We start from the raw sequence: 23,099 nt of genomic DNA, 5'->3' as shown, positions 1-23,099 counted from the left end.
TCCGCCCAATGCATCGCGAGTGCCTTCGTGCTCTCGATTTGATTGAAAGCAACGACCATGTCGATTCCAACAGCGATCGCTCGCCGAACCTTTCTGCAATCTGCTGGTGTCAGTCTGGGCTCGATGGCGCTTGGGACGCTATTGCAGCGGGATGGGGTGACCTTCGCTGCCAATACCGCTAGCGAATCCGGCAAAGGAGTCCTCAATCCAACCCATTTCATGCCCAAGGCAAAACGGGTCATCTGGCTGTATATGGCCGGAGGAATGACTCACATCGACACCTTCGACAACAAGCCGAAGCTTGCCGAACTGCACGGCAAACCGATGCCGGAATCGATTACGAACGGCCAGCAAATCGCGCAGCTTCAGGGGAAGTCTCTGAACTGCTTCGCACCACAACATGCCTTTCAGCAGTGGGGTGACTCGGGCCAGTCAATATCCGAGATCTGGCCGCATCTGGGCGCGCAGTGCGCGGATGACATCTGTATCGTTCGATCGATGTTTACTGAGGCCATCAATCACGATCCGGCCCACACGTTCATGAATACGGGAACCATGATTGGTGGGCGGCCAGCGATGGGATCGTGGCTGCTGTATGGATTGGGCTCTGAATCGCAGAGTCTGCCGGGGTTCGTCGTGATGGTCTCGACGGGTAAGTTCGGACAAAAGCAGCCGATTGCCGCGCGGCAGTGGCATTCGGGATTCTTGCCAGGTCAGTTCCAGGGGGTTGAGTTTCGTGGGAAGGGTGATCCCGTGCTTTATGTCGGCAGTCCCAAAGGGGTCACGCAGGACCGCCAGCGCGACGTGGTTGACGCCGTTCAGAAATTGAATGGGATCGCAAACACCACGTACGACGATCCGGAAATTGCCACGCGCGTCAGCCAGTACGAACTGGCATTTCGCATGCAGTCGAGCGTTCCGGAACTGATGGATGTCAGTCAGGAACCGGAGCACATCTTTGATTTGTATGGAACGAGAGGCGGTGATGGTTCGTTCGCGTCGAACTGTCTGCTCGCCCGGCGGCTGGCGGAACGAGGAACTCGCTTCATTCAGTTGTATCACCGCGACTGGGACCATCACAGCGCGTTGAAAGACCATTCAGCGGGCACGGCGCGCGAGGTGGATCAAGGGATCGCGGCACTGATCACCGATTTGAAGCAACGTGACATGTTGAAAGACACGCTGGTCGTGTTTGGTTCCGAATTTGGCCGGACGCCGATGAACCAGGGAACCGGACGTGACCATCATCTGGCGGGATTCACGATGTGGTTTGCCGGTGGTGGCTTCAAGCCAGGATTTCAGTTTGGTGCGACCGACGAGTTTGGTTATCACGCCGTCGAGAATCGCGTATCGGTTCACGATATTCACGCGACGTTGCTGCACCAGTTGGGAATCGATGCCAGCAAGTTCAGCTATAAGTTCCAAGGGCTCGACTCGCGTTTGACGGGTGTCGAGCCGGCGCGCGTGGTGCATGAATTGCTCAGTTGACCCGAATCGGGCCTGTCGGTGTTCGGTCTTGTCGATGCAAGCGTTACGTGCGGCCGAACCCGCGTAAAAATGAGTTTCGCCAGAAGATTCGCGTGGCGGTTGATTGACGAGCCGAGCGCAGCGAAGATCATGGGACACGAATGGTCCCGCAGTAGAAAGATTGCTCGCCCATGAGGCGGCTAGGAAATGGCAATGACGACGCATCCCGTTCTGATCGATGGACAGTGGCGCCCTTCAACAGGGAAGAAGTTCTTTCACGCGGTAAATCCGAAGACGATGGAAGCGTTACCGGACCAGTATCCCATCAGTCCGTGGTCCGAAATTGAAGAAGTCCTGCAGGCCGCTTCTCGAGCCGCAGACATCGTACGCCATTGGCCAGGATCGCGATTTGCCGAGTTCCTGGAAACCTATGCCACGATGATCGAAGAGCGTGCCGAGAGCCTTGTGGCGATCGCGCATCTTGAGACGGGATTGGCCGTTCAACCTCGGTTGAAAGACGTGGAGCTGCCGCGTACGACGAATCAGTTGCGACAAGCGGCAAAGGCGGCACGCGATGGTTCGTGGGCCGAGCCGACAATTGATACCGCGACAAACATTCGATCGATTCTGGCCCCGATCGGACCGGTCGCCGTGTTCGGGCCCAACAATTTTCCCTACGCTTATAACGGTGTGGTTGGCGGCGACTTCGCATCGGCGGTGGCTGCGGGAAACCCCGTCATTGGCAAGGGCCATTCACTGCATCCAGAAACGACGCGGCTGTTTGCCGAGATTGCCTTGAAGGCCGCCGTCGCGACAAAAATGCCGAATGGATTCGTGCAACTGATCTATCGGACCAGTCATGACGATGGCGAGAAATTTGTGTCTCATCCGTTGTTAGGTGCCGTCGGCTATACGGGGTCTCGCTCGGCAGGGACCGTGCTGAAAACCGCCGCGGATCGAGTGGGTAAGCCGATCTACCTGGAATTGTCGAGCATCAATCCGGTCTATCTGCTACCGGGGGCTCTCGCTGAACGTGGTGCGGCGCTGGCCGAGCAGTTTTCAACAAGTTGCCTGATGGGGATGGGACAGTTCTGCACTAACCCCGGGCTGATTCTGATGCTGGCTGGTCCGAATACCGAGGAGTTTATTCGTTTGACGGTCGAGCGATTCCGGGCGGCTCCGGTCGGCACGCTGCTCGGCGAGAGCGTTCAAAAGAATCTGCATGATGGAATCAAGACTCTCGTGGCGCATGGGGCGACGTTGCTGACCGGCGGCTCGACCGGCGGCGGAGCAGGTTACTCGTGCCAGAATACGTTGCTGCGTGTCACCGGCAAACAATTCATCAAATCGCCGGAAGCGCTGCAGACCGAAGCCTTCGGCAATTCGTCATTGGTTGTGGTTTGTGAAAGTGCCGAAGAACTGCTGGCCGCCACACACGGTCTCGAAGGCAACTTGACCGGCAGCCTCTACACGGCCGAATCCGGTGCGGACGATGCCCTCTATGCTCTGATCGAACCCGTCGTGCGGCAGAAGGTCGGGCGATTGTTGAACGACAAGATGCCCACGGGCGTTGCCGTCGTCGCCTCGATGAATCACGGCGGACCATTCCCCGCAACGGGGCATCCTGGCTTTACGGCCGTTGGATTTCCTTCGTCCGTGCGACGATTCGGGATGTTGCAGTGCTATGACAATGTCCGAATGGCACGGTTGCCTGCCGCCCTACAGGACAAGAATCCGACAGGATCGACGTGGCGTCGAATTGATGGCAACTTGACCCAATCTGACGTCCCTGCAAAGACGTGAGCCACGTCTTGCAAAGGTTCGTAGTTCCGAAAAGCAATGAATCCTTAAGGGCGTTGCGGCCCCACATGGCGGTAGAATCCGTCGATGTGCCCTTCGAGACCGCGCGGATGAGTCCGAGTCATCGTCGGGGCGCGGGTCACTGATTTTGCAGAGTGCTGTCTTTTAGTGTCGAGCGGAGCGAATGAAGAAGATTCTGTTTCTATGTACGGGCAACTACTATCGAAGTCGGTTTGCCGAGATCTATTTCAACTGGCACGCAAAGCAGCTCGGTCTGGCATGGCAGGCGGAATCAAGGGGGCTGGCAATTGATGCCAACAACCCAGGGCCGATGTCGCGGTTCACTGAGGAGCACCTGGCGGGATTGGGGATTCCCTTTGATGAGTACCGTCGGCTGCCAATTGATGCCGCTCATGAAGACTTCGAGACTTCGGATCTCGTGATCGCCGTGAAAGAGGCTGAACATCGGCCGCTGATGGATCGCCGCTTTCCGAAATGGCTCGAACAGGTGGAATTCTGGAAGGTCCATGACATCGACTGCGCGACGCCGGCCGAGGCATTGCCGATTCTCGAAGAGCACGTAGCGAAACTGCTGCAGCGGGTCGCGGGCTGACGAAGTGTGTACGGAATCCGCCTGATCGATGTTGCAGCTGCGGTAGAGATGATCTCGACATTTGAAACTGGTCGCGGCAGTGGCGATCAGTTGTTTCGACCCATGTTTTGAGTAAACACTCCGAATAGAGCTCCTTCCAGCAGGTGGCGTTCGATGAACGCGGCGACCGCCTCGACGGGAGTGTATTGCAGGTAGATGTAGTCACCCGGTTGAATGACCAACCGCTCGGAAAGGTCGGTTCTTGCGCGGTAGATATTAATCTTGATCGGGACTTCGCCACCTTCAGGTAGCTGACGAATGACCACGACATTGCTGGGGCTGATCGTCACATCGCTATTGAGCGCGGAAACTCCACCGACCTGACGTGCGGCGCCCGTGCCTCCGGTTCGCGATGTGGCGATCGAAAGTGCCCTGAGAATGTCCAGGTCGAAGTCACGGGGCAGCGTGTACTGTCCGCCCCCAAGCAGTCCACCGGTGAAGAAGACTTCGGAATCTCGTGATTCGATGAAGACGATATCTCCTTCATAGAGGATGACGTCTTCGGGGTTGATGTCGACATGTTCGCCAGGACCGAGGCGAATCGGAATTCGAATGATCTTATGTCCGTCGTCCATGTCTCCGCCGCCGAAGTTGCCGTAGGAGTCTTCGGCCAGGTCATCTGTCATTTCGAAGCGGGGCGCATCAAAAATCGGTTCTGCAGGATCTGGCATGGAATAGCCCGGTGCGGCGGGAACCTGTGCGTCGCCAGGAGTCACGGGAGTGGCATAGCCGGGATAAGAACTCCGCACCGGTGGAGCGTCGCCGCGTTGGTGTGAGGTCTGGATGGTAGGAACTCCACCCCGAATGTCCTCTGTGATCGGCGGCTGGTTTTGGTACCCCTCTTGGACCGCTGGATACGAGTTCCCGTCGAAGTTGGGGCGTGTCCAAGGAGTTGCTTTGTCTTGTGCGGCCGCTGGCGACGGCTGAGTCGGGATGGTTCGATTTCCCATTGGCGAGTTCATGAGATTCTGGGCGGGCGAGGCGGGACCGTACCCGGACGACGGCTGTTGAGATCCCCCCTGATTCTCGCGATCAAAGGCACCGTTGCCATTCGCGGACCAGCCAGTATTGTTCCATGAATCACGATTCTGGCCGCGGACCACGGTCTTCTCTGCGGCGAGTTTGCTGCGGCGGATGAGCTCCTCGGGGTCGATTGCGGCCGAGATCGGTGAGGGCTTTCCATCCGGCCCCAGTTGTCGCCGGATAATGTAGACGGCGTTTTCCGCATCGAGACCTGGCAGCCCGTCGGTTGCCACCAATGCATTCAGCACGTCATTGTGATATGCGGGCAAGCTGACCATCTTGCCGGTTCCGCGTTTAGTCGTCCCGATATTCAAGAGGCCGACGGCTTGATTCGTGAGAGGCTCGCTACGAGAGTCTTGCCGAACAACCATCACTCGTGTCTGGCGTGCTTTCAGCAAGCTGACCAGGATCCGTTCTTCGTTCGGCTTCAGAAGTTCGCGTCCACCTTCGTGGTCGGTGTAGGCCCTGCGAATCGCTTCTTCGGTTTCGCTGGTCGTCTTTCCCCGGACCAGCAGCGGCTTAATCATTGGCAGTGAAATCGTGCCGTCTTCCCGGACGGTTACCGGGATGCCAGCAGACGGAGTCGCGTCGGAGTTTTGAGGAGGGAAATAGACCTGCGGATTCTCGTCCTTTTTGCCCAGGATTCCGCCAATGTAAATCCCCAGTACGTCTCCGCTGTCAACGCGGTGGATTCCGTCCCAAGGCTGTTCCAGAAGCGACAGCTTAATCGTGCGTTTGCCGCTTCGCTCTCCAACTTTCATCTCTTCCGGAAGGTAACGAACGGGGACTCCATCCATCGGATGAAACGCCGCGCACCCCATCAAGCAAGGAACGAGGATGCACGAGGTGACGGCGAATTTCAGAATGTGATGGAACCCGTAGGGCATTGGTCCTGATCCTGGCATTGCCATGGCACGTGCGTCACACAACAACGCCGCTGCATGACGGTCCAGTGGCGTTGTAATTCAGTTGTCGTTCGTTTGCGATTCGTTTTTCGTCGCCTTGAGTGGTGGAAATCGGAGTGTCGCCGTTACGGAAGTGGCGTTCTTGCAGGTGGTTGTGCGATGGATGGATTGGCGGGGAACTGAATTGCGGAGGATGGACTCATTTCCAGAAACTTGGGTGTTGCGTCAAAATCCGGCAGCTCTTGCCTGACAGAATGACTCAATCCGCGTCAAGGTTTGATTTGAGCGTCGATATCGTCAAAGATTGATAGGTCGAGGTGAGGGGCTGGCTGCTGTAACCGCTACGACCCGCACAATGGTCACGAGTTCTGACCGCAACTCTGCGGCTCTCATAGAATGCGCAAACCAGGCTGATTATGATGGACGATTTGGCGGACGGCGTTTCAGGACTCGCCTGTACCTAAAATCGGCGACGGAGTTCGGAATGAGTCGCGAACGATGGGACTTGATCCTGCGTTGGTGAATGATCAGTCCACATTGGATTCAGCCGGTCGCAAGCACCCCTACTATCGAAGTTCCCTGCCACATGTCGATGACTGACCGAACCAACCGCATCGCGATCGTCGGCGTGGGAGGTATTTTCCCCGGCGCACACGAACTCGATCAGTTCTGGCAGAACATCGCGAATGGTGTCGACTCAGGGCGTTCTGCGCCACGAGAACGCTGGTTTCTGGCTCCGGAGACGGCTTACGATCCGGTTGGGCCCAAGCCTGACCGAGTTTATTCGACTTGGGGCTGTTTCATTGAAGGGTTTGAGTTTGATCCTTCAGGGTTGGATCTTGACCACCAGCTTGTGCGTCAACTTGATCCCTTGTTTCATCTGGGGCTGCATGCAGCGCGCGCCGCGGTTCAAGATGCCCGAAGCCTTGATGGGATTGATCGTCGCCGCGTTGGGGTGATTCTCGGAAATATCGCCTTGCCGACTGAATCGACGTCGGCCATCTGCCGTGATGTGCTCGGGCGCACATTGATTGAGAAGCTGATTGATTCGGTTCCGCGTAGCGACGCGCGTCGTGCTCAGCTTCAGCAGGAGCTCGCCGAAGGTTATGCCTCGAAGTCCTGGCATCCGCTTAACCATTTTGCCGCAAGCCTTCCCGCAGCGATGATTGCGCAGGGACTCGGCCTGGGTGGTTCGGCGTATACGCTGGACGCGGCCTGTGCGTCGTCGCTGTATGCATTGAAGTTCGCCTGCGAAGAACTGCGTGATCATCGAGCCGACGCGATGCTGGCAGGCGGAATGTCACGGCCGGATTGTCAGTACACGCAGATGGGGTTTGCACAGCTCAAGGCGTTATCACGCGGCAGTCGCTGTGCGCCGCTCAGCTCCTCGGCAGACGGACTCGTTGTCGGCGAAGGCGCTGGAGTTTTCGTCCTGAAGAGGTTGAATGATGCCATTGCTGCGAGGGATCGGATCTACGGTGTCATCGCGGGAATCGGGTTGTCGAACGACCGCGGTGCCAATCTGCTGGCGCCTCATTCCGAGGGACAACTGCGGGCGATGCGAGCGGCCTATCAAGAAGCAGGATGGCGGCCCAGCGATGTGGATCTGATTGAATGTCACGCGACAGGAACTCCCGTTGGTGATGGAGTCGAGATCGCGAGTTTGCATCAACTCTGGCAGGACGAATCGTCGCGGTCGGGGCAATGTGTCATCGGGGGCGTGAAGTCGAATGTGGGGCATTTGCTGACGGGGGCGGGGGCCGCAGGATTAATGAAGGTCCTGATGGCAATCCAGCACCAAACGCTTCCCCCGACTGCGAATTTCACGACGCCCGCCGCACCGCTGAGTGATCCGAAATCACCATTCCGCGTGCTCGGGCAGTCGGAGCGCTGGCCACGACGCGGCAATGGTCGTTTGTCTGCGAGGTCCAGCCTGCATGACAACGCTCGATCGGAGGTTCCACGACGGGCCACGGTCAATGCCTTCGGATTTGGCGGAATCAATGCCCATGTGCTGATCGAAGAGTTCCTGGATTCGGCAATTGCCCTCTCCGTTCCAAGCCAACCGCCGCCGATCTCATTGGATGCGGCGGTCGTTGAACGAAGGACGACCTCGTGCGACGAGTCCACGATCGAGATTGCCATTGTCGGGCTGGCCGTCCAGGTTGGTGAATCTGACGCGGGGTTCGTTGAATGTCTTGAGCCCGCTTCAAACTTGACCCCCGACTCGGCAGCGGGCACCCAGGATTGGGGTGTACTGGAATCGGAGTGGTTCCGGAAAGAATTTGGTGACCAGCGAAAGCACTTCGAGGGGTTGGGGAAGATCCGAAGCGTCACCACGCCGCTGGGCGAATTCCGCATTCCGCCGCTGGAACTTCAGGACATGTTGCCGCAGCAGCAGTTGATGTTGAAGCTGGCTTCGTCGGCGCTGCACGATGTCTCGCCTGCCATGGCAACGAGTGTCGAGTCTGTCAGTGACAGGACCGGCGTCTTCATCGGCATCGAACTTGATCCGAATACGAGCGGATTTCATTTGCGTTGGTCGATCGAACAAGTGGCGCCTCGGTGGGCGGAGCAACTTGGGCTCTTATTGTCTGCGGCGGAACTTCGAGCGTGGACCGACAACTTGAAGGATCGGGTTAGTCCGCCTCTTTCCGCCAACCGCGTGATGGGGAACCTGGGCGGGATTGTTGCCAGTCGACTGGCGCGCGAATTCAACGTCGGTGGCCCCAGCTTTACGATTTCCTCCGATCAAAATTCAGGCTTTCGGGCGCTGGAACTGGCGGCAAACGCACTGCGCCGTGGTGAACTCGATCAGGCGATTGTTGGTGCCGTCGACTTGCCCTGTGACATTCGGAGCCAGATCGCGAGGTTGCGTGCAGTGCTTGCTGATAGCCAGCAGCCGGACCACGATGGAGCGGTTGCGGTGGTTCTGAAGCGGCGCGACGATGCCGAGCGGGATGGCAATCAGATCCATGCCATTCTCAGTCGAATCGAATCGGTTGGGTGGAACGTCGAACCCACACGTCATCGTCGATTGGCCTCGCTTGGTGCGGCGACCGGACTGGTGAATTTCGTTCAAGCGGTGCAGGCCATTGAAGTTCCCCTGCGTGAAACGCCTTCGAAACAATACTGGCTGACAAATCGGGATGATGGCCCACGAACAATGCAAATTCCCGGCTGCGGTGTCGACGGACAGGCCTTGCGGTTCGAACTGATGGGGTCGGCAAAGAGGTCGGCAACACTCGCAGGTAATTCGACATCGGACGCCTTTGGAATCGGCGTTTTCGTCATGGATGGCGACTCGACGGCCGAGATTGCGACTTCGCTGGATGAACTGAAAGATCAAGTTCAAGCAGCGGGCCAATCGCCGCAGGGGGGACAGGTTCGGTCGCAGATGGCGAGCTCCATGGGACGTCTTGCCCAGGCGTGGCATCGCCGCCGCTGGTCGTCGGTACCGCGTCGACTCGCATTGGTGTTATTGGCGACCAGTTTGGACGAATTGGCAACCTTGATCGACGTTGGATCTGCGCGGCTTCGTGGCGAGGCTGTGGCACCCGAATTTGATCGTCGCGTTCATTTCTCGACGCGACCATTGGGACCGTCAGGAAAGTTGGCATTCGTCTTTCCCGGATCGGGCAATGCATTTCTCGGAATGGGGCGTGAGTTACTTGCCGCGTTTCCCGATGTTCTCCGTCGGCAGGAACAGGAAAACGCGCGACTCCGCGATCAGTACAAATCTGAGCTGATCTGGAACGGTTCGTCTACCGCCGCGCTACTGGATGATCACAAGTCGATGATCTTCGGCCAGGTGGCGCTCGGGACTGCGATCTGCGATCTCCTTCACCTGTTTGGAATCAGTCCTCGGGCGAGCATCGGATATAGTCTTGGCGAGTCGGCGGCATTTTTCGGGTTGCGCGCCTGGACGCATCGGGATGAGATGTTGCAGCGAATGGATGAGGCCACGTTGTTTGGCAGTGATCTGGTTCGTCCATTTCGAGCGGCCCGACTGGCTTGGAATGTTCCTGAAGCGGTTGAGGTCGATTGGATTTCGGGCGCCATCGATCGCGGCCCGGACGAGGTTCGGGACGCGATATCGCGACTGGCGCCAGGGGGCGCTGCGTCTGGCAGGCATGTGGAATCGGGCGAATCGTCGTCTTCAAAGCCTCCTGCGCGGAACGCGTACTTGCTGATCATCAACACGCCCACTCAATGTGTGATTGGTGGCCAACGTGTTGCGGTCGAATCGCTGGTGCGAATGTTGAATGCGAACTTTGTGCCCTTTGCGGCGCCAAGTACCGTCCATTGCGACATCTTGCGACAGGTGGAATCGGCCTATCATGCACTCCATGACATGCCAACCACACCGCCCCCGGTCGAGTTTTACAGCGCGGCTTGGGGGCATGCTTACGAATTGACGCGCGAGTCCGCCACGCGCGCCATTGTCGCCCAGGCGGTTGATACGATCGATTTTCCTCGTGTCGTCGAGCAAGCCTACGCGGATGGTGTGCGAATCTTCGTCGAAATCGGGCCCGGGTCTTCCTGTGCGCGCATGATCGACGAGATACTCGGCGACCGAATCCATCTGGCACAGTCGGCGACACCGATTACGATAAACCCCATTGTTACATTCTTCGAACTTCTGGCACGGCTGATTGCGGAACGCGTGCCGGTCGACTTGAGTTATCTCTACGGGCAGGTTGGACGAGACACGGTTGAGGATCAGGGCCGAGACAAACGCCGTGAAATCGTCACACGAACCAGTGCCGCGGCCTTTTCTGTTCCGGTCCCAACCGGTGGTTGGCCGAACGAACCAGTAGACTCTGCGGTCGACGACGATGGGATGGCCGAAATGGTTGAAACCCAAGCAAAGAACGTCGGCGAAGCCTCACAACCTCTTTTCCCTCACCAAGACACGGACGAAATTCTCGACATGCTTGGAACCAACGTCATCACGCAGCTTCAGGAAATTCTCGCCGCTCGTCAGAAGGCTCATGAGACCTATCTGCGCGTCTCGGGCGAAATCTATCAGACAACGCTCAGCCAGTTGGCCGCTCTGACGGAACTTGCGAATCTGGACGGTAGACTGTCACCATCCGTTTCTGCACCGATCGCGGATGATCGGTTGCCGACGGAGCAAGTGTCACCAGCCATTCTGGCAGTCGAGCCCAACGCACCGACGTCCGACGAGCCACCGCGTTCGCTGACGCGAGAGCAGTGCATGGAATTTGCGATTGGGAAGATCGGCCGCGCGCTCGGTCCCATGTTTGCTGAGATCGATCAGCATCCCACGCGCGTGCGGCTGCCAGATGAACCGCTGATGCTGGTTGACCGCATTCTGGAAATCGAAGGGGAACCGCTGTCGATGACATCGGGCCGCGTCGTGACCGAACACGACATTCATCGCGGGGCGTGGTATCTCGATTGCGATCGCATTCCGACATGCATTGCCGTCGAAGCGGGGCAGGCAGACCTGTTCCTCTCCGGTTGGTTGGGAATTGATCGTGAGACAAAAGGGTTGGCCTGTTACCGTCTGCTCGACGCCGTCGTCACGTTCCATCAGGCGCTGCCACGACCGGGCCAAACGATCCATTATGATATCAAGGTCAACCATTTCTTCCGGCAGGGGAAGACATTCCTGTTTCGGTTTGAGTTCGACGCGACGGTCGATGGCGAACCACTGCTCACCATGCGCGAAGGCTGCGCGGGTTTCTTTTCCGAACAGGAACTGGCCAGCGGGAAAGGGATTATTCATACGGCTCTCGACAAACGGCCGCGGCCCGGAAAGCGGCCCGACGATTGGGTGGAACTGGTTCCGTTGGCAATTGAGAGCTACGACGATGCGCAGATCCTGTCGCTACGTCAGGGACGCCTGGATCAGTGCTTCGGTGATGCGTTCGCGGGTCTCGCCTTGCAAACTCCGGTGACACTCCCTGGGCTGCCAGAGACATCTGAATCATTGCGCAGTCCTCAAGCAAATGTGGCGATGGCGACTCAAGCCGGCGCCCAACGAACGCGGATGTGGCTGATCGATCGAGTTCTAAGTCTCGATCCGACCGCCGGAAAGTTCGGCCTGGGGACGATCCTGGGTGAGCTCGACATTCATTCTGACGACTGGTTCTTGACCTGCCATTTCTGCGACGACCAGGTGATGCCCGGCACGCTGATGTATGAATGCTGCATGCATACATTGCGAATCTATCTGCTGCGCATGGGCTGGATTGGCGAGCAGGGGCAGGTGGCGTATGAGCCAGTCCCCGGAATTCGCAGCCGTCTGAAATGCCGTGGACAAGTCCGTGCGGATACGAAAAAGGTTTGGTACGAAATCACGCTGAAGGAAATCGGCTACTTGCCCTCGGTCGACGGTGGATTGGAACAGACGCCCTACTGTCTGGCGGACGCATTGATGTACGCCGACGGCAAGCCGGTTGTCGAAATCACCGATATGTCGGTACGGCTGACGGGCCTGACGCGAACCCACGTCGAACGCTTGTGGTCGCAGAAGAAACAGGTGTCAGGTTCGTTACACGGAGCAGGCGTCACTTCGAGCACAGTTGTGAAACCTCGCTATGATCGCCGGCCCGCATTGTTTGATACGGATCGCATCACGGCTTTTGCAATTGGAAATCCGTCTGAAGCGTTCGGTGATCGTTACCGGGTCTTTGATTCCGAGCGAACGATCGCCCGTTTGCCCGGCCCGCCATTCCAATTTCTTGACCGGATTGTGGCGATCAGCGGATGTGAACCCTGGGTTCTGCGTGCGGGCGGCGAAGTGGTGGCGCAGTATGATGTGCCGGTCGATGCTTGGTATTTCGCGGCAAATCGACAACACCAGATGCCATTTGCCGTGCTGCTGGAAACGGCATTGCAGCCGTGTGGATGGTTGGCGGCCTATGTGGGTTCGGCCCTGACGAGTGACATCGATGTGTCCTTCCGAAATCTGGGAGGAACGGCAACCCAGTTCCGAGAAGTCGTTCCTACGTCAGGCACGCTGACGACGACCGTCAAGATGACCCGCGTGTCGAACTCGGGCGGAATGATTATCCAACACTACGATTTCGATCTGCGTTGCGATGATCAAACCGTCTACGTGGGAAACACGTATTTCGGTTTCTTTTCAAAGGCGTCGCTGGCAAACCAGGTAGGATTTCGTGATGCCAAGCCATTCGTTCCAACGCCAGCCGATCTCGTGCACTCGATCAAGTTTCCCTATACCGATACCGCGCCATTTGCGGACCGTCGATTTCAGATGATTGATGACGTGCAACTGTCTCAGTCAGGTGGGCCCGGCGGGTTGGGATTTGCCATCGGGACGACCCACGTCGACCCGACGTCGTGGTTCTTCAAGGCGCACTTCCATCAAGATCCCGTCGTTCCCGGATCGCTCGGGCTGGAGTCGTTTTATCAGCTTTTGAAATTTTACGCGGCCGATCGCTGGAAGCTTTCGCCGAACGCGTCGTTCGCCACGCCGATCATCGAAGGGACGTCGACATCGGTTCCCGCCAAGCATGAGTGGGTCTATCGTGGGCAGGTGGTCCCGCGCGACCAGAAGGTGACAGTCTCTGCGGTGATCACGCGCGTCGATGATCAGAAGCAACAGCTTCAGGCGGAAGGCTTCCTGTCCGTCGATGGGCGAATCATCTACCAGATGAAGCAATTCTCGTTGGGATGTTCTTGAAACGTGGTCCGGCAGGTCGCGCCGTCAACAGTGATCTCTGGAGCATGATTCCCGCTGGTCACCGTACACCGTCGGAAGGGCCATCGGCACAGTTTCCCGGTTCATTGAAATCCAGAGTGATTCGACCATCGCAGTTTTTCCCTTTACCGCGGGAAAATGAGCCCGTGCCAGGCTTGTGAACGCTCACATAGAACGCAGAATGAGGAGGGGGGCCGACCACTATAAAATGGAGAAGTGGGCTACCGATTCAACTGTCGATGCCGTCGATCCGCAGTCACTGATGCGCGTTTCCGCACCGTTGATCGACGGAGCTCAGAGCCGATTGCAGCAACCTGGTCGGATGTATATATTGCGGCCTGTTCTAAGGCCAGTTTGCGTGGGAGATGGAAATCGACGAAGGCTATTGCGCATGTGCCGCTTGCGGTAAAGTGATCACGATTCCGATTGATCCAGCGTTGGGAAGTGACCAACGCATCGCCGTCGCGTGCGGCGACTGCCGTTGTCGCATTGAAGTCCGAATTCTGATTGAGGACTCTGGCGACATCCGGGTCTCGGTCGACCGAGACTAGTGGCGCAGTCGCTCTGTCGCGACAGTCTTGGTGCTGACAGGTGTCGTGCCGATGGTCGGCCGTTATTTCCTCAGGCAGTCAACGATCTCCTGAAAGCGTTCAAGATGACCTCACGTCAGACGGTTCTTCTGTCCGCATGCGGCATCTTCATCGTGATTTGCCCGCTGCTGGCATTCGGGCAATCGTCCCAGCGTGTCCACGACGTGACCGCGATCGACATTCTGCTTGCGCCCGACCAGTTGATGCTGGACCGTGCGCGGGGGGCCAATGATCGGCTGTGCGGGAATTATCCCAATGGCTTTCAACTCGACGCCATTCACGCGGCACACATCACACTGCTTCAACGATTCGTCAGAACAAGCGAATTGGAACGTGTTCAAGCGGCTGTCGCCGAAGTCTTGCGGAACGAGACCCCAACCGCGTGGACGTTCAAAGCAACGGGTTACTACGACATACCAGTTGAAAAACTGGGGTTGGCCGGAATTGTCGTGGAGCGGTCGCATGACCTCATGCGTTTGCAGCAGAAATTCATTGATGCGGTCTCGCCATTCACATCGGAGAAGGGGACGGCAGAATCGTTCGCCTTGAGGTCAGATGGAGCGACGATTTCTCAATCCCAGCAGACGATTCGGTATGTTTCGGAGTTTGTCCCCAAAAGTAGTGGGAAGAACTTTAATCCGCATGTGACGATTGGTCTCGGAACACGTGAATTCGTCGACAAGCTCAAAGTGGAACCATTTTCCGTGTTCACCTTCCAGGCGAAATCTATCGACATTTATCAACTTGGCGAGTTTGGAACTGCGCAAAAGATGCTGTGGTCGTCTGTCGACACGAACGAAAAGAAATGACGGCATCCCCACGTGTGACGTGCTTCGACGAGGGGCCGTGTGACTTCCTCCTAATCGGTGTGTGAGCCGCATCCTCGGCCTGTTTGGCGTGCTCGTCGCGAGGTCACGAACCTCATCATTCAGAATTGAAGCTCTGTGACTGCCTGCCGTTGAGTCTTGTCTCGACGGCTCAATTGTCCGAGGCTCTTGCTCGCCGCCGTTCAAGCGGTAAGACTACAGACAACCTGTCACAAGTCATCTGCGAGCGAAATCATGGGAGAGTTCTTCCGAGGCTGGAAGCGCAAACTGGGTGTCGTCACGCTGCTCCTGGCGTGCGGGTTCCTGGCGGCTTGGGTCAGAAGTCAATCAAGTCTGGACGCGTTGTTTCGGCTCAATCAGACGAATACTCATGGCGTGATCTCGGTTCATGGGCGCGTCAGTTGGGAAAGAATTTGGCCAATTCGGAATCCCCGGCCATCGAGATGGCTCTACCGAGTCAACGATCAACCTGGTCTTGAGGAATCGTGGGAAGGATACGAGCTTCATTGGAGGGTTGCTGGTTTGGGATTCGACTTCTCTGCTTTTTGCAATGAAGAGGTTGTCGCCAGCGGTCCTCGGTGGATTCAGGAATTCGAATCGTGGACGATCCCCTACTGGGCAATCGTCTTGCCGCTGACTCTACTCTCCGCACATCTGCTTCTCGGCAAGTCTCGGGAAACTGCCCAACTGCAGGTTCATCTGTGTTCGCAAGAACGCGGAAACAGATGGGAATCATGAAATTCGAACACTGAGCTGACGTCAGAACTGAGGACTCATAATCCTTTGGTTCCACGAGGGCTCCTGCGGGCCGATTACATCCTGGGCAGCGTAGCGTATCTGACATGCAGTGATGTGCTTGCACGAGTCTTTCTCGACAGAACGCCCTCACGTCTGCGATCAAATCGGATCAAAATCGGAAAAGTGTGTCAAAGAAGATCGGGAGATGTGTGTAGTCTGTTGAGACCTTTTCAATGAGTCATTCGATGGCGGCTCCCGAGACACGTCCCAGCTTGCTGCTCCGAGTTCGCGATCCCGCGGACCGTGAGAGTTGGTACGAATTCTCGGAAATCTATCGTCCGGTGATTTGTCGGATGGCGCGATACAAAGGGATGCAATCGGCGGACGCGGACGATCTGGCTCAACAGGTGCTCTGGGCCATTGCGCGTGCCATCGATCGCTGGGAGCCGGATTCCGGAAGGGCCAAGTTCCGGACATGGTTGGGACGAATTGCACAAAATGCCATTTTGAATGCCTTGTCGCGAGGTGTGCCCGATCGGTCGTCGGGCGATGACGAGATTCAGAAATTCCTGGAGCAGTGTCCCGCCCGGAACGGTGCGGATTCGGATCTGTTGAGAACGGAATGCCGCCGTGAACTCTTCCTGATGGCGGCGCGTGACATTCGTGAAGAGTTCTCGGAAGAGACCTGGCTGTCGTTTTGGCTCACAACAGTGGAGGACGTCGACATCGACATCGCTGCCAAGCAACTGGAGCGTAGCCGCGGCAGCATCTATGCGTCCCGCAGCCGTGTCATGCAAAGATTAAAACGTCGGATTGAGGAGCTCGATGCCACGATCCTTCACGACGAGTGATGGTCGCGGTTACCACGAATGTCATGGAGAGAACGACATTTGAATCTCCTCGTTCTACAAGAAGCCGATTTCAGTAAAGAAGCAATTTGAAATGTCTGAACTGAGTCTGTGTCGCAGCGAACGAATTCTGGACTTCCTCACGGAGCGTCTGGACGATTCTCAAATCGTCGAGTTTGAGCGTCATTTGGATCAGTGCGAGGACTGTTGCCGTGAGCTGCAACGACGGACAGCGGATCAATCGTTGTGGGATGACGCGCGGGCACTTCTCAGTTCGATTGAGAATGCGGCGGGCGCCACGATCCGTACGGCGGACAACAACGTCACGTCGTCCGTTGAGCGAATGAATCTGGATTTTCTCGGTCCGACCGACGACCCGCGAATGCTGGGCCGCATCGGATGTTACGAAGTCTCGGGGGTGATTGGCTGCGGTGGAATGGGGCTCGTACTGAAGGCCTTTGATCCAGCACTAAATCGATATGCCGCGATCAAGGTACTGGCACCGCATTTTGCCAGTAGCGGTGCGGCGAAGCAGCGATTTGCCCGCGAAGCACAGGCGGCCGCCGCGGTGGTTCACGACAATGTCGTGGCGATACACGGTGTCGATGAGTATCGGGGAATTCCGTATCTCGTCATGCCCTATATTAAAGGTGAGTCACTGCAGAAACGGATCGATCGTGATGGACCGCTTTCGCTTGAGGAAATCTTGCGGATTGCGATGCAGACGGCGCGCGGTTTGGCGGCTGCGCACGATCAGGGGCTCGTCCATCGCGACATCAAACCGGGCAATATTCTGCTGCTCGCCAACGTCGAACGAGTCATGATTACCGACTTCGGTCTGGCCCGCGCGGCGGACGACGCCAGTTTGACGCGTAGCGGCGTGATTGCAGGAACCCCTCAATACATGTCGCCAGAACAGGCCCGCGGGGAGGGGATCGATGCCCGAAGCGACCTGTTTAGTTTGGGGAGTGTCATCTATGCGATGTGCGCTGGTCATCCTCCGTTTCGGGCGGAGACCGCGTACGGCATTCTGCGCCGAATCACTGATGATCGAGCCCGCCCTTTGCGTGAAATCAATCCACAGCTCCCGAGTTGGTTGGGACAAGTCGTTGATCGCCTGCTGGCCAAATCCGCGTCACAGCGTTTTGCCTCGGCGCACCAGGTGGCCGAATTATTCGAACAATGTCTGGCTCATGTCCATCAACCGCACCTCGCACGATTGCCCGCGCCGTATGCCCGTTCGAACGTGTGGTCCAAGCGGCTGGGGCTGATTGTCGTTGCGGTTGGCATGCTTGTCCTTGCGAGTGTCGCGCAGCGGCCGATCAGGCTGCCGAAATTCGTCGAGGATCTTCCGACGCCAACTCCGCCTGCAGCGCGGGACGAGCAGGCGATCGAGTCGACCGTCAACGCCGCAACGGTCGCGGCGTCGCAGAGGCAATCCGACGTGACCGATGAGATGTCAGATGGTGATTCCGAATTGCGGTGGAATCCCGATGATGATCTCAAACGCCTTGAATCCACTTTGCTGCAATTGAACGACGAATTCGACAAGGATCCGCCGTGAAGGTGGTTGTGTGGATTCCGTATCCGGCCTGCTTGAAAGATTGCACGGAGTTGATCGTGGCGAGCTGTGATCGACTCTGTGTTGTGCAAGAAAGGAGACAGGCACCTTGCGGAGCCAGTCCCCTTTCTTGCACAACGCCGGTTCGCAATTGGATGTGACGTCGTCATTGACAAGCTGCGCCACGATTGAAGTGCCAACGATGAAATGTACAACACCCCCAATCAAGGAAGAGAGGTTGATGGCATGCGTCTGAAATTATCAATGATCCGAGTAATCCTACTACTCACGATCGTCCCCGCGATGGCGGTAATCGGGACCTCGCAGGACAACTCGCGATCGGACGAACAACCTTTGAGCGCGCCAGCCGCCACGTCCGAAGGAGACTCAAGACTCAATTCGTCGAAAGACGATCCTGTGCCGCCAAAGAGGGGCGACGACTTAAGTGAAGGTGAACCGCCAGATGAGGCCCAGAAAGATCGCCAAAGCGGTAAGAGCAAACTTGAGCTTCAACAAGAACGGCTCCTTGAGTTGCTGAAGTCGACGCGTGCGAAGCATGACGAGCTCTTGCAGGGCTCAAACGTGCAGAATGAATTGGTCAGGATCAGAGATGCAAAGCTCGAGGCTCTCCAAAAAGAACTGGCTCGAATCCAGCGTGAGATGAAGAACGATCATGCAGCGAGACTGGAGTCGATAAGAGCTGGCGAATTGACGATGGACGCGATTCAGGAGAAGGTGTCTGAAGCCCAGAACAAGTTGAAGAGTGCGAGTGTAACTGCGAAGGAAGCGAAAAAAATCGCGGAGCAGGCGACGGTTGATGCGATTCAAAAGGAGCTGTCTCATGTCATGCGCATGTGGGGAGACGCGAACAGACGCAAGAATGATTCGAGCGACTCGGAAACGCCCACAACGGCTGAGCCAAAGTTTGATGAACTTGCCGCGGGGAGTGTCGTTACGGACAGCGCCATCAGTATCAGTCAGTTGCTGCGCAAGCATCTTGAAGACAAACTCGAAATCTGGGAGCAAGACTACCGCGATGCCGAAAAAGCCGTGACGAGAGCGACCGCGTCATATCAAAAAGACGTGGCGAATGATCTGCCCACAATCGACATCAAAACGACGCGCAGTCGGTTGCAGACGCTGGTCGATCGATCGTTCCATGCCCAGTTGCTCGTGCAGGAATGCCGCATGCAGCTTGCTTCGATTGATTTGCAATTGCTCCAGGCGCGACAGCAGCACCGCAAAACCCTCGCAGAGAAAATCATCCTGCGACGTGTTGAGGAACTGACGCGGAGAGAAAACATTTCTGAGCCCACTTCGGCCCATCAGAAACGGAAACCTCCGGAGCAGGGTACACCTGTTGAACTGATTCCCGAGATCTTCTTGAGTGACCCGATCGCGGGGCAAAGGGATACGGCAGAGGCTTCCGCGCGTGAGCCCGTATTTTTTACCACTTCACCATCGATTGCCTTCAAGGATGTGCTCGACGGAAAGCCCGCGGCAGAATTGACGCCTCATAGCCATCTCCGTTCGCGAACGTACGCGCCCGAAGCGGAGAACGGACCACAAGCGGAGAAACGACGGGCATGGACCGAGGCGTACGTCGATGAAGTCAATAAGTATCTTTCAGAGTCGCTCGAAACCGAAAGTGCAACAGAGAACTGGCGACGCGTTGCCGGATCACTCGACAAACTGATTCCGAAGTGGAATCCTTCGGATAAGGCGAATTTGAGGCGGACGGGTGAGCTCTTATTCGAGTTCGCCAATCGCAACGCGGCATCATTGGATGAAAATCGATGCGGCTTGGTTCACTCCGCAATGTACTTGCGCCAGGTCGCACGCATGACGGGAGTCATTCCCAACGCGATCAAACGATCGTCGCCGACGGGGGAACGAACGACTGAAAAAATGAAACTGCTCTCAACGATGTTGGAACATCAGGCTGATCTGGTGTGGATTAATCAGGAACAAGTGCGACTGGCCGGGCTGATCGATGACGCGCCTTATCAAGTTGTTCGGCTGCTCATCGAGAAAAAGGCGAGGGACCTCGGACCCTGGTTTTATGCTCTCTCCAACGTCGATAAGGATCAAACGAGCTTGAAATTCCATGACGTCCCGCCGATCGATCCCGTTCTGTTCGTCACGATCCTTCGGTCGCTTACGGGTGTCGTCGAAGAGAACGATCACAATCTCTGCCAACTCTTCAATCAGAAAAATCCTTCCCAGATCTTCTCGAGAGACATTCATGAGATCATGCGGGGCGAGACCGTCCAGCGAACGACCGTGCTGCGCTCGTTCGCTGGGATACTACAAGGAACAAAAAGTGAAGCACTGAAATTGAAAATCGCGCGTCTTGTGCCTGGGGTGATTGTGTTTCTCCAAGAACAGCAAATGGACACGAACGTTTTGCGCGATCGATCAGGCGAGGCCGTACGAATGAGTAACGCGAAAGCGATTCCTCGGGGCGAGGATTCCATCTTTGAAGCTCTTACGAGCTGCCAAATCGTCGCGGCAAGTGGATCGCTTCGTAATCATAATTTTTCCATCAACTATCGAATCAGCTTAAGCCGTCTGGCGCATGAACTCGAATCGATCGCTCACCAGAAGCGGGACCTTTCGATTTACGTCACCTCTGAAAATGAAAAAGCACGGGCTCTTATGTTGTTTGTTCACGATGCTGATTCGGCTCCTGAACTCGCAATACAGATCTTGAATGCAATTGAGGTCTCAACGGAGAGACAAACGTCGTCTTCTGCTGAACTTGTGGTCCCCAATCCCAATCTCGAGAGGATACATGGATACAAGTTTGTTGACTCTGCCGATGCACTTCGATCAGACGACTACGACTCGATTACAATTGGGCAATGGAAAGGCGATGGGCAAATCTCATTCGCACTTCCTTCCGACTGTGATCGTGGTCGGATCGTCACAGCAGTCGAGAATTTGCGAAATGAAGGGATACGCATTCTGCTTATGAAGTCCGCGTCTGAAAAACGCGTACAGCTTTGCGTCACCGAATCGGATGCAGGAACATTAACTCGAGCGATCGTGAGGGGGGCAATCTTACACGACTCCGAACGGTAGTGAGATTCTGTGCATTTCACAGCGCAGATCGGAAACTCGTCATTTTAAACCGACGGTTGACGCTGCCCAGACGGCCAGCTTCTCGCGGAAGATTTTCGAGTTGTGGCGGATGTCGACCGGGAAACTGGGGTGAAACAGAATCGTGCGAATTGGTCGCGATGTTTCGAACTTTGCGCCGATCTCAAGCAATTGCTTCGTCAGCTCGTCGTCCGAGAGTTGTTGATGATCTCGACCGTCAGAACGTTCTCGTTCGACACACAGGATCGGTTCGACGCCGTCCGCGCGGCGCACACCCACGAGAGCCGTACGGAAGACGGCCGGATGTGTATTGAAGATGCCTTCGACAGGTTCGGTGAAATAGGTGCGCTCAGCAGTCTCGACGCGGTGCGATTTTCGACCGCAAAACCAGAGTCGGCCCTGCTCGTCGAAGTAGCCGACGTCTCCCATGCGATGCCGCACGCGACCGGTCGCGGGATCGCGAATCTTGGCCAGCGCGGTCAGGTCCGGGCGGAGGTAATACTGTTGTGTGACCATCGGGCCGTGAACCACGATCTCGCCAATTTCGCCCGGCGCGACACACAGGCTGTCGTTCCATTCGGCGATCGGGTCGTCCGAGATGCGAATGATGCGGACTTCAATCCCAGTCACGGGATGGCCGACGCAGGTTCCCGCTCCTTCAGCCGTACGGTAACGTGTTTCCCGCAGGATCTCGTGACTGCCAATGACGGCAACCGGCAGAGACTCGGTCGCCCCGTAGGGGGTGAAGATTTGACTCGTCTCGGACAGGCGCTGCGAGAACCGTTCGAGGATCAAGGGTGAGACTGGAGCGCCGGCCGACAACACTCGTCGCAGTGACTTCCAAGGTGGAGTTCCGTCAGCGGGCTGTGATCCGGCTGGCGATTGGGAAGTGGGGCTCGATGCGAACTCGCGTCCGACTCGGTTGAGCAGAGCGGGGGAGCCGAACAGGTTGTTGATTCCGAAGCGAACGATCGGCTCTTCGATTTCCCGGGGGATGACGCGTGCGGGCTTGGTGAAATCCATGCGTGGTACGACTGCCGTCATTCCCAGGGCCGGAGCGAACAACGCGAACAGGGGAAACGTGCAGAGATCCACCTCACCCGGTTCGATCTGGAACGCCTGCTTCAGGGCGGCGACCTGGGCGGTGAAGTTTCCGTGCGAATAAACCGCGCCTTTGGGAATGCCGGTGCTGCCACTTGTGAAGAGGATTGCCGCCGTTTCGTCGGCATGAACTGTGTGGGCGATCCAATGTTCGTCGGCTGGGTTCGCTGACGATTGACGTTTGCGTCCCGATTCGGTCACTGTGGACAGCGTGACTCCGCCCCATCCCAGTTTGCGACCGACCGTGACCAACTGTTTGAGCGACCGACGAGCCCAGCGAAACAACAGGCGCGCGACGTGTGCTTTCGTCACGCCGATGAATGCGGTCGGTTCGGCTTCCGCGAGACATTTTCCGAGATTTTTGATCCCCATGCCGGGATCGACCATCACAGGAATCGCGCCGACTTTGAACAGGGCAAATGTCAGCGAGAAGAATTCCAATGATGGAGGGACCATCAGGACGGTTTTCACGCCCCGACCGATACCCATCGAATCAAGGCCCGCTGCCAGGAAGTTGCTCTCTTCCTCCAGACGGTGATAGGTGTACTGGGCGTATTCGGTTTTACCAGATCGGTCACGAGACTGAGGAAACAGCACCGCGAGTTGTTCGGGTGATCGAACGGCCATGTCTGTGAGATGCGAAGCGATGTTGATCGTGGGCATCGGGCATTCTCGGGACAGATGGCGCAGACGAAAAGAGTGGCACCCAATGTGGGGTACGATTCTGTCGTTGTCGTGCGTGTTTGCTTTTCTCAGATTCTACGGGGCAACCGGACCACGAGACCAGAA

General features: G+C 56.8%; 11 protein-coding genes. 9 read left to right on the top strand and 2 right to left on the bottom strand.

All coding sequences use genetic code 11. From position 1 onward, the window contains the following. Nucleotides 1–57: 57 nt before the first annotated feature. The 3 genes from OSO_RS0100455 (at nt 58) to OSO_RS0100445 (ending at nt 3,880) form a co-directional block, all read left to right on the top strand. Entirely contained in the window at nt 58–1,488 is a 1,431-nt protein-coding gene (locus tag OSO_RS0100455) for a DUF1501 domain-containing protein (RefSeq protein ID WP_010581640.1), read from the top strand. Nucleotides 1,489–1,680: 192 nt separating this feature from the next. Continuing rightward, entirely contained in the window at nt 1,681–3,270 is a 1,590-nt protein-coding gene (locus tag OSO_RS0100450; RefSeq protein WP_010581639.1) for an aldehyde dehydrogenase (NADP(+)), read from the top strand. A 181-nt stretch (nt 3,271–3,451) separates the two neighbouring features. Next, a complete protein-coding gene (locus OSO_RS0100445; RefSeq protein WP_010581638.1) occupies nt 3,452–3,880 on the top strand; it encodes an arsenate-mycothiol transferase ArsC in 429 nt (142 codons plus the stop codon). 86 nt (nt 3,881–3,966) lie between these two features. Here OSO_RS0100445 and OSO_RS0100440 read toward each other — a convergent pair whose 3' ends face one another. Further along, nucleotides 3,967–5,829 carry a polysaccharide biosynthesis/export family protein gene (locus OSO_RS0100440; RefSeq protein WP_010581637.1) on the bottom strand — a complete coding sequence of 621 codons (1,863 nt, stop codon included), beginning with the start codon at nt 5,827–5,829 and terminating at the stop codon, nt 3,967–3,969. Between the two features lie 604 nt (nt 5,830–6,433). On the opposite strand from OSO_RS0100440, the gene OSO_RS0100425 reads away from it, so the two are divergent. The 6 genes from OSO_RS0100425 to OSO_RS0100390 all read left to right on the top strand — a co-directional run bounded on the left by OSO_RS0100425 (nt 6,434) and on the right by OSO_RS0100390 (nt 21,191). Continuing rightward, nucleotides 6,434–13,525: a type I polyketide synthase gene (locus OSO_RS0100425; RefSeq protein WP_010581636.1), complete on the top strand. Its 7,092-nt coding sequence runs from the start codon at nt 6,434–6,436 to the stop codon at nt 13,523–13,525. Between the two features lie 673 nt (nt 13,526–14,198). Continuing rightward, nucleotides 14,199–14,942 (top strand): 2'-5' RNA ligase family protein, encoded by a 744-nt coding sequence (locus OSO_RS41530; protein ID WP_063710383.1) that lies wholly within the window; start codon nt 14,199–14,201, stop codon nt 14,940–14,942. A gap of 252 nt (nt 14,943–15,194) precedes the next feature. Beyond that, nucleotides 15,195–15,698, top strand: coding sequence for a hypothetical protein (locus tag OSO_RS0100405; RefSeq protein WP_010581632.1), 504 nt, complete (start codon nt 15,195–15,197; stop codon nt 15,696–15,698). A 233-nt stretch (nt 15,699–15,931) separates the two neighbouring features. Then, nucleotides 15,932–16,549 (top strand): RNA polymerase sigma factor, encoded by a 618-nt coding sequence (locus tag OSO_RS0100400; RefSeq protein WP_237729237.1) that lies wholly within the window; start codon nt 15,932–15,934, stop codon nt 16,547–16,549. Between the two features lie 91 nt (nt 16,550–16,640). Further along, nucleotides 16,641–18,110, top strand: coding sequence for a serine/threonine-protein kinase (locus tag OSO_RS41525; RefSeq protein ID WP_010581630.1), 1,470 nt, complete (start codon nt 16,641–16,643; stop codon nt 18,108–18,110). Nucleotides 18,111–18,371: 261 nt separating this feature from the next. Further along, nucleotides 18,372–21,191 carry a coiled-coil domain-containing protein gene (locus OSO_RS0100390; protein WP_157604915.1) on the top strand — a complete coding sequence of 940 codons (2,820 nt, stop codon included), beginning with the start codon at nt 18,372–18,374 and terminating at the stop codon, nt 21,189–21,191. A gap of 39 nt (nt 21,192–21,230) precedes the next feature. Here OSO_RS0100390 and OSO_RS0100385 read toward each other — a convergent pair whose 3' ends face one another. After that, nucleotides 21,231–22,973 (bottom strand): fatty acid CoA ligase family protein, encoded by a 1,743-nt coding sequence (locus OSO_RS0100385; protein ID WP_010581629.1) that lies wholly within the window; start codon nt 22,971–22,973, stop codon nt 21,231–21,233. Nucleotides 22,974–23,099 lie beyond the last annotated feature (126 nt).

This window comes from Schlesneria paludicola DSM 18645 (assembly GCF_000255655.1).
In the GTDB taxonomy this organism is placed as follows: Bacteria; Planctomycetota; Planctomycetia; order Planctomycetales; family Planctomycetaceae; genus Schlesneria; species Schlesneria paludicola.
Note: the sequence above shows the minus strand (reverse complement) of the source record. Positions and strands in the feature narration are given on the sequence as shown.

Coding starts and splice junctions, on each gene's coding strand:
- OSO_RS0100455 (WP_010581640.1), top strand. CDS start 58: ATGTCGATTCCAACAGCGATCGCTCGCCGAACCTTTCTGCAATCTGCT.
- OSO_RS0100450 (WP_010581639.1), top strand. CDS start 1,681: ATGACGACGCATCCCGTTCTGATCGATGGACAGTGGCGCCCTTCAACA.
- OSO_RS0100445 (WP_010581638.1), top strand. CDS start 3,452: ATGAAGAAGATTCTGTTTCTATGTACGGGCAACTACTATCGAAGTCGG.
- OSO_RS0100440 (WP_010581637.1), bottom strand. CDS start 5,829: ATGCCCTACGGGTTCCATCACATTCTGAAATTCGCCGTCACCTCGTGC.
- OSO_RS0100425 (WP_010581636.1), top strand. CDS start 6,434: ATGTCGATGACTGACCGAACCAACCGCATCGCGATCGTCGGCGTGGGA.
- OSO_RS41530 (WP_063710383.1), top strand. CDS start 14,199: ATGACCTCACGTCAGACGGTTCTTCTGTCCGCATGCGGCATCTTCATC.
- OSO_RS0100405 (WP_010581632.1), top strand. CDS start 15,195: ATGGGAGAGTTCTTCCGAGGCTGGAAGCGCAAACTGGGTGTCGTCACG.
- OSO_RS0100400 (WP_237729237.1), top strand. CDS start 15,932: ATGAGTCATTCGATGGCGGCTCCCGAGACACGTCCCAGCTTGCTGCTC.
- OSO_RS41525 (WP_010581630.1), top strand. CDS start 16,641: ATGTCTGAACTGAGTCTGTGTCGCAGCGAACGAATTCTGGACTTCCTC.
- OSO_RS0100390 (WP_157604915.1), top strand. CDS start 18,372: ATGATCCGAGTAATCCTACTACTCACGATCGTCCCCGCGATGGCGGTA.
- OSO_RS0100385 (WP_010581629.1), bottom strand. CDS start 22,973: ATGCCCACGATCAACATCGCTTCGCATCTCACAGACATGGCCGTTCGA.